This window comes from Myxococcus sp. CA051A, assembly GCF_013336705.1.
Classification (GTDB): Bacteria; Myxococcota; Myxococcia; order Myxococcales; family Myxococcaceae; genus Myxococcus; species Myxococcus llanfairpwllgwyngyllgogerychwyrndrobwllllantysiliogogogochensis.
The window spans coordinates 452,815-464,987 of record NZ_JABUMS010000001.1 but is presented as its reverse complement, the minus strand read 5'-3'; the positions used below and the strand labels follow the sequence as shown (position 1 = coordinate 464,987).

The following is a 12,173-nucleotide window of genomic DNA, read 5'->3' as shown; positions in this document are numbered from 1 at the left end:
CGCACCTCCGTGCAGGGAGGGCCGACGAGCAGCCCTGCTCCCGGCTGGGAGCGGTGCACGCCCTCCAGCGGAAACGAGCAACACAGCGCCGCGCGGGGAGCGAGTTGCTCCACCCGCGCGGCACGGGCTCACATCGCGGTGGTGGTGAACACGCCGCGGCCGATGGCCATGATGCCACCGATGATGAACACGAAGGCGAGCCCCACGCCCACCAGCGGCAGCGCATAGCCGGGCTGCGGACGTCGGCGGTTGACCGAGAGGAGCACCTGCGCGACGACGGCGGCCAGCACCATCATCACGATGTGGCCGATGAGCGCCGGGTAATAGAAGCGCGTCACCAGCACGAGGATGCCGAGCAACACCTGGAGGTGCAGCAGCCCCGCGAAGGAAGCGCCGAGGATGCGTCCGCCCTTGTCGAACGGACGCTTCGTGGCGAACCCGAAGGCGAAGTAGGCGATGGCCAGCACGCCCGCGAGCAGCACCAGATAGCGAAGCCCTGAGTGGGCGTAGAAGAACATTCGGTCCATGGGGCTCGCGGTTTAGCAACGCACGGGGTGGGAAGCACGTTTCAAGACGGATCTGCCTCGGGCGTCTTCTTCGTGCTGGGGGGAAGCGGCGGCGCGGCGATGCGCTCTCGGGGCGGCAGCGCCCCCGTGAGGCTCGTGAGGAAGGCCACCAGGTCCTCCACCTCCCCGTCCGTCAGCGTCCGCGCCAGCTGGTGCTTCGCCATCAGTCGCACCATCGTCGGCAGGTCCTTCACGCTGCCGTCATGCAGGTACGGTCCCGTCCGCTCGACGTCACGCAGCGTGGGCACCCGGAACTTGCCCCGGTCATCCTCGTTCTTGGTCGCGTCGAACCGGCCCGCGTCCGTCAGGCCCGGGTAGTCCTCCAGCAGCCCCAGCTTCTGGAACGAAAGGCCCCCCACCGCCGGGCCGTTGTGGCACGTGGTGCAGCCCGTGACGACAAAGAGCTGGAGGCCGCGCAGCTCCGGCTCGGTGAGCGCGGCATGTTCGCCCGCGAGGAAGCGGTCGAAGCGCGAGGTCGTGGTGAGCCCCCGCTCGAAGGCGGCGATGGCGCGCGCGGCGTTCGTCAGCGACACCGGCCGCTTCTCCTCGGGGAACGCGTCGCGGAAGCGCGTGACGTACTCGGGAATGGACGACAGCGTGGCCACCACGCGCCGCTCGTCCGGCATGGCCATCTCCACCGGGTTCAGGATGGGGCCGGACGCCTGCGCCTCCAGCGTGTCGGCCCGCCCATCCCAGAACTGCGCGATGTGGCCCGCCGCGTTGTAGACGGTGGGCGAGTTGCGCGTGCCCTTCTGCCCTTTGTGCCCGTCCGACAGCGCCTTGTTGTCCACGCCGTAGGTGTCCAGGCCGTGGCACGTGTTGCAGGAGACGTCGTGGTTCTTCGACAGGCGCGGCTCGAAGAAGAGCATGCGGCCCAGCATCACCTGCGCCTCGGTGTCCTTGGGCGCGGGCTTCGCATCCTTCGCCGGAGGAAGCGGGCGGAAGAAGTGCGCGAGCTGCTCGGGCGTCATCGGCTTGGGGCCCTTCGGCTTCGGCGCGGCCTGTGCCACCACGGGCGCAGGCGGCGCGACCTCCTGCTTCCGCTCGCACGCCGTCAGCCCACCCGCGCCGAGCGAGGTCAACGTGAGCAGCGTCAGGAACCGATTGCGCGACATGAGGCACTCCAGGGGCGTGGACAGGGCGGCACGCTACCAGTCCACCTCCCGCGTGGCGCCCGCGTCTTGATGACGCACCCCACGCCCTCTTTCAGCGTCCATCAGCCCCGCCGTCAGCGGTCGCCCCCTTGCCGCCTCGCTCCACGGACATGCGGGTCCGGGCTGCGCGGCCGCGGAGGCGCGGCTACCTCCTCCTCTGGACCAGGTCATTCCGCAGCGGCGCATCCGCGCCATGACGCGCGGCGGAAGTGCCCGGCTCCGAAGACGACGAGGAGGATGGATGCGGGATGAACGCGCTGGGGAGACGGACGAGACGCCCGAGGACATCGAGGTGCTCGTCTGTCGCAAGTGCCTGATGCGCGGCGGCGCCAGGTCGGGTGGCATCGAGCTGCCGCGCTGGCTCCAGCGCTCGCTGAGCGAGCGAGGGCTCTCCGACTCCGTCCGGGTCATGCCCACCGGCTGCTTGCGGCAGTGCCCCCGAGGACAGGTCACCGTGCTCGTCACCGGAGGAGGCGCGCGACAAGGCAGTGCCTTGATGACGGTGGAGCCGCTCATGGAGCGCGAGAAGCTGCTGCGACTCATCGAAGCGCGCGCGCGTCCCGACGAAGACCTCCTGTCGACCCGGGCCGACGCCACGTCCTCCGGGGACGAGCACGACGAGCGGAACATCCCGTCGTAGCGTCGCCGCCGGGCCCGCACTCGACGGTGGACCGAAGACGAGCCGGTCGATCAGCCACGCCACGCCCAGACCCGTCGCCGTCCCCGCCGCGTCCCACGCCAGGTCCTTGAGCGAGAAGCGCGTCCCACGCCCCAGGTCGTACAGTTCCTTGCCCACGCCGACCCCGAGCGCGAGCCCAGCGCCCGTCCACAAGCGCGCCTCGGGCGGCTCGAAGAGAAGCGCGCCCGCGCCATAACCCACACCCGCCAGGACGAAGCACGCCGCGAAGTGCTTCGGCTTGTCGGAGCCCAGCCAGTCATCTCCTGACGCGGCCCGCGCGGGAGTCGTGGTGGACAACAGCAGCAGCGGGGCAACCAGGCGCTTGGAAAGGGTCCGCATGCCCAGGCATGTAGCACCCCACGGACCGTCCAGGTGGCTCGCCCGGAGGGTGGCAGAGACCGCGTCCAGCTGTGCCTTTTCGAGACGCGGCCCTTGGGTCGTCCTATGCTCCGGGTCGCGTGAAACGACTCGGCCCCTCGTTCACCTTCCAGCAGCAATCGAACCGGCACCCCGGGCTCGACGGGGCGCGCGGGCTAGCGGTCCTCGCCATGGTGCTGGGACATACGCTGGACGCGCTGCTCTCGCCCGAAGCTCGCCTGAATCCCTGGGTGCAGCACTACTGGAGCTTTCGCGGAATCACCGCGCCCCTCTTCCTCCTCGTGAGTGGATGGGCCGTGGTCGCGGCGCTGGGAACCAAGCCCAATGCCGCGCGCGACTCGCTCGGTCGTCGCGTCCGTCGGTCGCTGTTGCTGTTGTTCCTCGGCTACGTCCTGCACTGGCCCGGCTGGCCGGCGGTGCATGACATGGGCTGGTCGGACGCGATGCTGTCGCGCGTCTTCGCCTTCGATGCGCTCCAGTGCATCGGCTTCGCGCTGCTCGTGGGCTCCGTGCTGCTCGCGCTCGTGCCCGCGCGAGGAGGCCGTCCGCTCATCCTGTTCACCCTGGCCGTGGCCGTCCCGCTGGCGAGCGCGACGATGTGGCGGCTGGGCGTGGGGCTGCCCGCGCCGGTCCAACAGTTCCTGGGCAGTGGCGAGGGCAGCCGCTTCCCCTTCTTCCCCTGGGCGGGCTTCTTCTTCGCGGGGGCCTTCGCCGCCTATGCGCTTCATCTGTTGAAGCCGGGCTGGCCCCAGGGCCTGGCGCTGCTGGCGCTGGGCGCGGGGGTGCTCGGACTCACCCAGCTCACGGTGGCCGACTGGGGCCCCGCGAGCGCGTGGATGGTGGCCTACCGCGTGGGCCAGGGGCTCATGGTGCTGGGGGTGGTGAACCTGGCCCCCGTTCGACTCAGTGGGCTGCTGGCGCCCCTGGGCAGGCTGTCACTGTGGCTCTATGTCCTTCACCTGCCGGTGGTGTACGGCTGGGCGGACATCGCGGGACTCGCCAGCCGCGTGGGCCCCACGCTGGGGATTCCCGCCGCGTTGGGCGTGGGACTCGGCCTGCTGCTGGTCTGCGCGGGTGTGGCCCGGCTCGGCCGCTGGCTGACGGACCAGGCCCGCCCCTGGCGCTCGGGCTCCACCACGCTGAAGGCCAATCTCAGCAGCGCCCGGATGAGTCCGCGAGGCTGAGGCCCCGAGCCGCGCGGCTCAGTGTCGCGGCTCGTCCTCGGTGAACTCCGCGTCGACTTCGGACCGCGAAGCCCCGGAGCGCATTCGCGCGGACGGGCTCGCCGCGTCGTCCGTCCACGACTCGGGAAACGGAGCGCGGGGGGAAGGCTCGCCCGAGAATGGCCCCGGAAAGCCCACGCCTCCGAGGGTGGTGACGCGCAGCGAGCCGTCGCGCATGCGTCGCTCCACGGCACGGCGAAGGCGCGCCGTCACGAACCTCCGCACGGGCGGCAAGAGCAGCGACAGGCCCACCACGTCGGTGAGGACACCGGGAATCACCAGCAGCACGCCGCCGAGCATGACCAGCGCGCCGCTGAACAACCCCTCCTCGGGGACCTGCCCCCGGGCCAGGGCGTCTCGCCAGCGGCGCATCACCCTGCCGCCCTCGCGACGGGCAAGCCATGAGCCCACCACGCCCGTCAGCAACACCACGCCGAGCGTCGGCAGGAATCCCACCTCACGGCCAATGACGACCAGGAGGTACAGCTCCACGAAGGGAACGATGAGCGCGAGCAGGAAGTACTTGAACACGCCCACAACCTAACGCCGAGCGCTCCCTCGTGCCGGACAACCCGGCGGGCAAGCAGGCGCCTTCATGCCCGCCCGGAGGACCTAGCGCCCGCCGAGACCCGACAGCATCGAGTCCACGAGCAGGTAGAGGAAGAAGAAGGCGCCAATGGCGATGAGGAAGAACTTCGCGCCCGGCTGGAAGCCCCTGGGCCCTTCCGTCGTCAGCGGCGTGTACGAGGAGGAGGCGCCCATCGTCTCGGACGACATCCCGGAGGCGCCGCCCGCGTAGCGCACCGTGCGCATGTACTGGTCCGCGACCACGCCCTCGTCGGAGGCCACCAGGGAGCGGCCCAATTGGGGGTCCACGAGCCGGGCGCCAGCCTTGGAGGCCAGTTGGGCGGCCTCGGCCACCACCTCGCGCACCAGGTCCGAGCGCTCGGCGAGGGGGATTCGCAGCTCGGTGGCCACCACCCGGCCCCCTTCGCGCAGCACTCCCACCTCCACGTCGCCGTGCTGGAAATGCCAGAGGCGGTTGCCGTCCGGACGGACGGTCACCCGCTTCTGCGAGAGGAGGCCATCCACCCGCGCCGCCTCGTAGGGCATGCCCGGCGTCATCGTCTGTAGGAGCAACTCGTATCTCACGCGGGTTGCGAGTATACGCCGCGAATCGCCATGCCCACCTCATCCAAGCCCCCTTCTGGCCCCCATCGCGGTGGCAGGCCCTCCTCCCCGCCTCACGGTTCGGGCCGTGGCCGCCCCCACCACCGCCCCGAAAAGGTCGCCCCGGACCGGACTTCCCCCGAGATTGGCCCGGACGGGCTGCCCCAGGTCTCCCTGGTGCGCCGGGGCGTGGACCGCTGGCAGGCGGGGCACCCGTGGATTTATCGCGCGGACCTCAACGGCGACCCGGGCCTCGTCGGCGGCGAGGTGGTGCGCGTGGTGGACGGGCGCGGCTGGTTCATCGGCAAGGCGTTCTATTCGCGCCAGTCGAAGATTTCGCTGCGCTGGCTCAGCTTCGACGACGTGGCCGTGGACGACGACTTCTTCCGTCAGCGCCTGCTGGCCGCGCAGGCCCTGCGCACCCGCGCGCTCCCGGGCGAGACGACGTACCGGCTGATGCACGGCGAGGCGGACGGGATTCCGGGCCTCGTGGTGGACCGCTACGGCGACTACCTCAGCGCCCAGTTCCTGGTGCCCGCCGTGGAGCAGCGCAAGGCGCTCATCGCGGACCTGCTGCAGGAGCAGTTCCAGCCGAAGGGCATCGTCAACCGCTCGGACGTGAGCGTGCGCCACCTGGAGGGCCTGACGCCGGAGAAGGGCATGCTGCGCGGCGAGGCGCCCGGCCCCGTCTCCTTCGATGAGGGCCTGGTGCGCGTGCGCGCGGACCTGCTCGAGGGACAGAAGACGGGCGCGTTCCTGGACCAGCGGGAGAACCACGTCGTCGCCGCGCAGTACGCCCATGGCGAGGCGCTGGACTGCTTCTCGTATGTGGGAGGCTTCGCCCTCCAGCTCGCCACGCGCGCCCAGAGCGTCACGGCGGTGGAGATTTCGGAGCTGGCGGCCGCCCAGTTGCGCGACAACGCCGCCGCCAACAAGCTCTCCAATCTGAACGTCGTGGTGGCCAACGCCTTCGACTTCCTGCGCGACGCCGTGGACGAGGGTCGCAAGTTCGACACCATCGTCCTGGACCCGCCGTCCTTCGCGAAGAACAAGGACGCCATCGCCGCCGCAGTGCGCGGCTACAAGGAAATCAACCTCCGCGCCATGCAGCTGTTGCGGCCCGGCGGCATCCTCATCACCGCGAGCTGCACGTACCACGTGGACGAGCAGGCGTTCGAGGACATGCTCGCCTCCGCCGCCGCGGATGCGCGCCGCCGCATGCAGATCATCGAGCGACGTGGCGCCGGCAAGGACCACCCCGTGCTGCTCAACCTGCGGGAAACCCGCTACCTGAAGTGTTACGTGCTGCGCGCCCTGTGAGGCCCCCCGCATCGACCCGCGCTCCGGTGGCATGAGACAACGGCGCTGACCATGCGGACCCGGGACTGGGATGAAGACGAGGACTCGCGCGCGCCAGGGGGCACTCGCGAGAAGGAGCGCGCACTGAAGGAAGTGCGCACCATCTACCGTCAAGCGGACGCCGCATACGTCCCCTTCTCGTGTTCCGCCAGCGGCGAGTGCTGCCAGTTGGCCACGACGGGCCGCCAGCCCTGGCTGTGGCTGCCCGAGTGGGAACTCCTGACGAAGGGCCGTCCCCTGCCCCCACCCCGCGCGGACGGCGGGTGCCCCTACCTGGATGCGGCGGGCAAGCGGTGCACCGTGTACGCGGACCGTCCGTTCGGCTGCCGCACGTTCTTCTGCGAGCGCATTCGCGGCCCCGCACGCCAACCCGCGGAGACCGTGGGAGTGCTGCTCGAGCGCCTGGAGCGCGTGTCCCAGAGCCGGGATGCCACGCTGAAAGCGCCGCGTCCCCTGCTCGAATGGCACGCGGAGGCAATCGCCTCGGCGGCGTCGCGACAGACACCCTGACGGGTCTGTCTGTACCGCGCCCGCACCCGGTCTGCGATGAATCCGGCTCTTGGAGTCAAGGCAACGTTGCAATTCGGGAGTTTTGATAACAGGGGAGCATGTATCAGGGTGAACTCGTCCGCTGACGGGGCAATGATTGCAGCGTCAATCGGATGCGGAGGCGTGGGCTTGCGGAGAAGTCGGATGCAGGGAGCGACAGGTCATCGAAGCCACCCGATGAAAAGTCGGGAGTCGCTGCCGTGATTTCTCCTCGCTGGCTCGTGGCACCTCAGGAGTTCAAGGGCACCCTCACGGCCGCGGAAGCCGCCGAGGCCATGGCCAAGGGCGTGCGGGAAATCTCGCCCGAGGTGGTGCTGGATGTCGCCCCGCTCGCCGACGGTGGACCTGGCACGGTGGACGCGCTGCTGTCGGGCACGCGGGGCGAGCGCCGCGTGTGCCATGTGCATGGTCCGTTGGGTCAGCAGGTGGAGGCCCACTGGGCCTTGCTGGAGGATGGCCGCACCGCGGTGGTGGAGATGGCGGCGGCGTCCGGGCTGACGCGGATGGAGCCCACTCCGAGCAACGCGCGACGGGCCTCCACGTATGGCACGGGCGAGCTGATGCGCGCCGCGCTGGACGCGGGCTGCGAGCGGCTCATCGTCGGCCTGGGTGGCAGCGCCACGACAGACGGCGGCACGGGCGCGTTGACGGCTTTGGGCTATCGCTTCCTGGACGTGCACGGCAACCCGCTGCCGCCGGGTGGAGGCGCGCTGGCGGCGCTGGCTCGGGTGGAGGCGACGGAGCGTCATCCCCGGCTCGGGCAGGTGGAGTTGATGGGTGCCACGGATGTCACGTCGCCGCTGCTCGGGGCGGATGGCGCGGCGCACCTGTTCAGTCCGCAGAAGGGCGCGGACGCGGAGGTGGTCGAGGCGCTGGAAGCGGCGCTGGCGCACTTCGCGCGCGTGGTGGGCGACACGGCGGCGGGCTGGCCCGGTGCGGGTGCCGCGGGCGGCTTCGGGTTCGGACTGACGGCGCTCGCGGGTGCGCGACTGGTGCCCGGGTATGAGCTGGTGTCGCGCGCTCTGGGACTGGAGCGGCGCGTGTTGCTCGCGGAGGTGGTGCTCACGGGCGAGGGCCGCTTCGACCGGCAGACGTCCCTGGGCAAGGGGCCTGGTGGGCTGGCGCGACTGGCGCGAGAGCACGGCACGCCGGTGGAGCTGTTCGCGGGCTCGGTGCAGCGCGATGAGGGACTGGAGTTGGACTTGTTCCACACGGTGGTGGACCTGAGCGCCCAGGCGCGTCCGGGGGCCTCGGCGGCGGACGTGCTCAGTGAAGCCGTGGCGCGATGGACGGTGGCGCGGCTCAAGTCCGGTCGCTGACAGTCTCGGCCTCGCCCGGGATGTAGGCCGCCGCACAAGGAGACCTGTCCTGTGGCGCGGGAGGGCTCTCCCGCGAGGCGCTCGGCAAGGGGATGGGGCGCGCGCGCCTGCACACGCACGGGAGGGAGCGGTACACTTCACGGCCATGCGCCACGTCCTGCTCGCCGCTACCGCAGCATGCCTTGCGTCCGCCTGCACCGAGGGTTCGCTCCGCACCGCCTCAGCGTCCCCCGCATCCCAGGCTCGAAGTGGTGAAGCCCCTCCGCCCTCCCGTGCGGATTCTCCGGTGATGGGTCAGGGATCTGGCGGCACGGCCCATGCGCCAGGCACGAGTGCATCTCCCTCCACGACGGCGCAGGGCACGGGCGGAAGCTCGAACTCCGGAGTCACGCCAGCCACTGGCACGAAAGGCAACGCGAGCACTGGCAACACGACGGTTCCGGGCGCGGGAGGCAACCCAAGCACGGGGGCCACGACGGCACAGGGCACGGGAGGCAACCCAAGCCCCGCGTCCACGACACCGCCCGCGACGGCCCCAGGCGCGGGCAGCCCCGCTCCCACGGCGTCCGCATCGGGTCCCTGCGCACGAGATGAGACCTTCCGCATCACCACGGTGGGCAAGGGTACGCGCCCTGCCCTTCAGGTGGAGCCCGACCCTGGCCATGGAAAGGCCCTGCGCGCGGCGGAAGTGGACCTGGACGGCCGTGGCCAGCAGGACCTCTACGTCGTCTTCCCCACGGACGCCGGGAGCGATGGCGCCACCGTGCAGGCCCTCTACGTCCACTGCAGCGGAGACCGGTACGCCCCCGTCTGGGGCCCCGAGTACACGCTGGAGCTCAAGCCGCTCGACACCCGCACCCAGGGCTGGCGCGACGTGGTGCACCGGGAAAAGGGCGGCACGCTCGATGCGCCCACGACGAAGCGCGTGACGATGCGCTTCCAGGGCGACACCTACCAGGACGCATCCACGGAGACGGAGAAGCCCTGACGGGCGACTCCGCCTCCCGGCGACTCAAGGCACGTCGAAGTTGAACGAGTTGCGCGTCGACAACAGCGTGGTGCCCGCGGGCAGCGCGAGCTGGTAGTTGCGCGGATTCGTCGTCTGCACCGTGCCCCCCAGCCAGCCCGGCCAGTTCGCCACGTTGTCCACCGAGTCATTCACGCTGGAGGCTTCCGCGAGAATGTGGGTGATGAGCGCCGTCTCGTGAGCGTTGGTCCAGAGGTTGGGGGCCTGGGTCCAATTGAGCGTGGGGTTCGCCTGCTTCGCGGCCGTGAAGGCATTGCGCAGCCGCTGCCCCGCGGAGTTCTGCGCCGCGACATGGCCGGGACGGAAGATGTGCCAGCGCAGCAGGATGCCCATGAGCTTCTCGGACGTCGCCACGTCGCCGACGGTCGGAGCACGCGCGTTGGCGCCGGTGCCCACGTTGGCCACACCCGTGCCCCAGGGCGTGTCGCGGATGTCTCGCAGGCGGATGCGGGCCGCGTTCCACATGGCGCGCTGGAATCCCTCGATGGTCCGTCCCGCCATCTGGAAGCGGTAGTACCAGTGATACGTCTTGTAGTAGTTGCCCGCCGATTCCGTCTCGTCCATCCGCGCCCAGGTCGCGTCGTCGCGCTGCTGCGCGGGCCAACCCGAGTACTTCTTGCCACTGCTGCTGTAGAGCGTGGCGCCGTTGCCGGCCCCCGCGTCCCAGTCCTCGTCGATGCGCAGGCCGAAGAACTCGATGGCCTCCTCGAAGGCGGCCTGGTTGCTGGAGCGCAGGTAGGCGAGGAAGCCGCACAGCTCGCCCTCGGAGGGCTCGGCGCTGCCGGCGAAGAGGATGCCCAGCGTCCAGTGACACGGCCCCAGTGAGATGAAGGCGTTGTCGTAGGCGTTGAGCGAGTCGAAGTACCCCAGGTTCTCCTGCTCGGCGGCGGCGCGGACCACTTTGTAGGTGGAGCGCTGGGAGGCCGTCATCGAGTTGTAGTTGGCGACGCCCACCAGGTTGGACGGCAGCAACTCCGAGGTCGCCCACGTGTGTCGGGTGGGCATGCTCACCGGCCCGCCGTAGCTGGGATAGGTGGTGTACGTGCCCAGCACGCGCAGGTCGTCCTCGTTCCGGCCGGTGGGCAGCGTGTAGTAGCCGGTGAAGTCGCGCACGTAGATGCGCGGCGCCGTGTTGGCGCAGTCGTCGTGCCGCCAGAGGTTGTCCTGGAAGACCGTGGTGGGGTTGCCGTTCGCCACGTTCATCGCCCGGACGATGACGGGGCAGCGCCAACGATTGGTGAGCCAGTGACGGATGCGCTGCTCGGTGTCGTCGTTGACGATGCCGCTGACCGCGCCCTGGTAGATCTGGGTGTTGGCCACCTGGGACAGCCGCTCCACGTAGTTGGTGCTCGTGTTGGCGGTGTCCTCCTGCGCGACGTTCTCCATCTTCGAGTAGATCTGGAACTCGCGCACGGCCCAGTCGGTGCCCAATCCGAAGGCGCCGTCCGGAGTGCCGCCGATGAGGAAGCCCAGCTCGCGCAGGTCACGCTGGAGACGGAGCACGTGCGTGGGCGCGGTGAGGGCGTTGCCCACGGTGCCAGTACCGGGAGCGACCAGGGTGGGAGCGCCGTTGTTGCCCTGGGCGACAGGCTGTACCGCGCCACCCCAGCGGTGCTGGTCGTCGCGGTCCCTTCGCTGGAGGACGAAGCCACCGTAGCGGTGCGTGTCCACGGCCGTGGCGCTCTGCTGCGCGGTGGCGGCGGCAGCCGTGCCACCCGTCGCCGCGCCGCCCGTCGCGGTCCCTCCGCCAGTCTGCCCCGTCGCGGCGGTCGTCGTGCCCGAGCCACCCGTGCCAGTACCGCTCTGCGCGGTCGCGCCCGTCGTCGTGCCCGAGCCACCCGTGCCCGTGCCGCTCTGCGCGGTCGCGCCCGTCGTCGTGCCCGAGCCACCCGTGCCGCTCGCCGAGCCACCCGTGCCCGTGCCGCTCGCCGAGCCACCCGTGCTCGAACCACCACCCTGCGGACTCGCACTCGCCGAACCCGTCGCAGGAGGCGGAGGTGCTCCCGCTCCCGCCGACGACTCACCACCTGGTGAGCCTCCACCCTCCTCGACTTCCTCCTCGTCATCATCCGACCCGAAGGACGGCGGCAGGACCTCCGTGCCTCCGTTCTGCTCGTGCCGGTCCGCGAGGCTCTCGAGCGTCTCCTTGCTCAGCTCACCCGTGGGAGTCAGGAGCAGCGCCAACTGGAAGCTGGCCAGCGCCGTGCGGGTGTCCTCCGTCAGCTCGTTGTTGATGGGGCCGTTGTACCAACCCAGGTTCGCCAGTCGCGCCTGCACGCCACTGAGCGCGTCCAGCGGGTCCAGGTGGCCCAGCTTCAACTGCCACTCACACGACAGCTCGGGCTCCTCGGAGGTCCAGACCTTGAGCGTGGCCTCCGTCGCTTCCGGTGGCAGAGGCTGGTCCAGGAGCCCCTGGAAGGTGAGCGTCCCCTTCAGCAGCTTCTCGCCCAGCTTCAGCTCGTAGCGCTTGAGCCCCAGCGGCGCGTTCGCCCGTCGCATGCCCAGCCGGATGCGGTCCGGCGGGTCTCCACCCTGCAAGCTGTAGCTGGAGCCCGCGGAGACCTTGAGTCCCGGCAGCTCCGGGATTACCACCTCGTCATCCACCTGGAGGCAGAACGGATTCGTCCGCTTCGCGCGCAGGGGCGCGTTGTCCGGGTGGTCCCAGAGTTCCTGCCACTTGGCGAACCCATACTGCCGAGCAATCTTCGAGAGCCACTCCCCCTGCTTGACCTTGTGCCGTGTGCTCATT

11 protein-coding genes are annotated in these 12,173 nt (G+C 70.3%); 5 read left to right on the top strand and 6 right to left on the bottom strand.

Annotated features, from left to right (window positions below):
• Nucleotides 1–128 precede the first annotated feature (128 nt).
• From HUA74_RS01850 to HUA74_RS01840, 3 genes are all read right to left on the bottom strand, one after another.
• Nucleotides 129–527, bottom strand: coding sequence for a hypothetical protein (locus HUA74_RS01850; RefSeq protein ID WP_141648060.1), 399 nt, complete (start codon nt 525–527; stop codon nt 129–131).
• Nucleotides 528–568: 41 nt separating this feature from the next.
• On the bottom strand, nt 569–1,681 hold the full coding sequence (locus HUA74_RS01845) for a cytochrome-c peroxidase (RefSeq protein WP_174453164.1): 1,113 nt from the start codon (nt 1,679–1,681) through the stop codon (nt 569–571).
• Between the two features lie 184 nt (nt 1,682–1,865).
• Nucleotides 1,866–2,738, bottom strand: a complete 873-nt coding sequence (locus HUA74_RS01840; RefSeq protein WP_174453163.1) for a YfiM family protein — start codon at nt 2,736–2,738, stop codon at nt 1,866–1,868.
• A 71-nt stretch (nt 2,739–2,809) separates the two neighbouring features.
• Between HUA74_RS01840 and HUA74_RS01835 the strand changes: the two genes are divergently transcribed.
• On the top strand, nt 2,810–3,961 hold the full coding sequence (locus HUA74_RS01835) for an acyltransferase (RefSeq protein WP_174453162.1): 1,152 nt from the start codon (nt 2,810–2,812) through the stop codon (nt 3,959–3,961).
• A gap of 18 nt (nt 3,962–3,979) precedes the next feature.
• Here HUA74_RS01835 and HUA74_RS01830 read toward each other — a convergent pair whose 3' ends face one another.
• Nucleotides 3,980–4,531 carry an FxsA family protein gene (locus HUA74_RS01830; protein WP_141648064.1) on the bottom strand — a complete coding sequence of 184 codons (552 nt, stop codon included), beginning with the start codon at nt 4,529–4,531 and terminating at the stop codon, nt 3,980–3,982.
• A gap of 81 nt (nt 4,532–4,612) precedes the next feature.
• Entirely contained in the window at nt 4,613–5,152 is a 540-nt protein-coding gene (locus HUA74_RS01825; protein ID WP_141648065.1) for a hypothetical protein, read from the bottom strand.
• Between the two features lie 30 nt (nt 5,153–5,182).
• Here HUA74_RS01825 and HUA74_RS01820 point away from each other — a divergent pair, with 30 nt between their 5' ends.
• The 4 genes from HUA74_RS01820 to HUA74_RS01805 all read left to right on the top strand — a co-directional run bounded on the left by HUA74_RS01820 (nt 5,183) and on the right by HUA74_RS01805 (nt 9,385).
• On the top strand, nt 5,183–6,490 hold the full coding sequence (locus HUA74_RS01820; protein WP_174453161.1) for a class I SAM-dependent rRNA methyltransferase: 1,308 nt from the start codon (nt 5,183–5,185) through the stop codon (nt 6,488–6,490).
• A gap of 51 nt (nt 6,491–6,541) precedes the next feature.
• Nucleotides 6,542–7,039: a YkgJ family cysteine cluster protein gene (locus tag HUA74_RS01815; RefSeq protein WP_141645486.1), complete on the top strand. Its 498-nt coding sequence runs from the start codon at nt 6,542–6,544 to the stop codon at nt 7,037–7,039.
• A gap of 239 nt (nt 7,040–7,278) precedes the next feature.
• Nucleotides 7,279–8,397 carry a glycerate kinase gene (locus tag HUA74_RS01810; protein WP_174453160.1) on the top strand — a complete coding sequence of 373 codons (1,119 nt, stop codon included), beginning with the start codon at nt 7,279–7,281 and terminating at the stop codon, nt 8,395–8,397.
• A gap of 289 nt (nt 8,398–8,686) precedes the next feature.
• Nucleotides 8,687–9,385 carry a hypothetical protein gene (locus HUA74_RS01805; protein WP_174453159.1) on the top strand — a complete coding sequence of 233 codons (699 nt, stop codon included), beginning with the start codon at nt 8,687–8,689 and terminating at the stop codon, nt 9,383–9,385.
• A gap of 24 nt (nt 9,386–9,409) precedes the next feature.
• Here HUA74_RS01805 and HUA74_RS01800 read toward each other — a convergent pair whose 3' ends face one another.
• On the bottom strand, nt 9,410–12,172 hold the full coding sequence (locus HUA74_RS01800; RefSeq protein WP_174453158.1) for a peptidoglycan-binding protein: 2,763 nt from the start codon (nt 12,170–12,172) through the stop codon (nt 9,410–9,412).
• Nucleotide 12,173 lies beyond the last annotated feature (1 nt).

What these genes read in the sequence shown, in the direction of transcription:
- HUA74_RS01850 (WP_141648060.1), bottom strand. Translation starts at nt 527, where the DNA reads ATGGACCGAATGTTCTTCTACGCCCACTCAGGGCTTCGCTATCTGGTG.
- HUA74_RS01845 (WP_174453164.1), bottom strand. Translation starts at nt 1,681, where the DNA reads ATGTCGCGCAATCGGTTCCTGACGCTGCTCACGTTGACCTCGCTCGGC.
- HUA74_RS01840 (WP_174453163.1), bottom strand. Translation starts at nt 2,738, where the DNA reads ATGCGGACCCTTTCCAAGCGCCTGGTTGCCCCGCTGCTGCTGTTGTCC.
- HUA74_RS01820 (WP_174453161.1), top strand. Translation starts at nt 5,183, where the DNA reads ATGCCCACCTCATCCAAGCCCCCTTCTGGCCCCCATCGCGGTGGCAGG.
- HUA74_RS01815 (WP_141645486.1), top strand. Translation starts at nt 6,542, where the DNA reads ATGCGGACCCGGGACTGGGATGAAGACGAGGACTCGCGCGCGCCAGGG.
- HUA74_RS01805 (WP_174453159.1), top strand. Translation starts at nt 8,687, where the DNA reads ATGGGTCAGGGATCTGGCGGCACGGCCCATGCGCCAGGCACGAGTGCA.
- HUA74_RS01800 (WP_174453158.1), bottom strand. Translation starts at nt 12,172, where the DNA reads ATGAGCACACGGCACAAGGTCAAGCAGGGGGAGTGGCTCTCGAAGATT.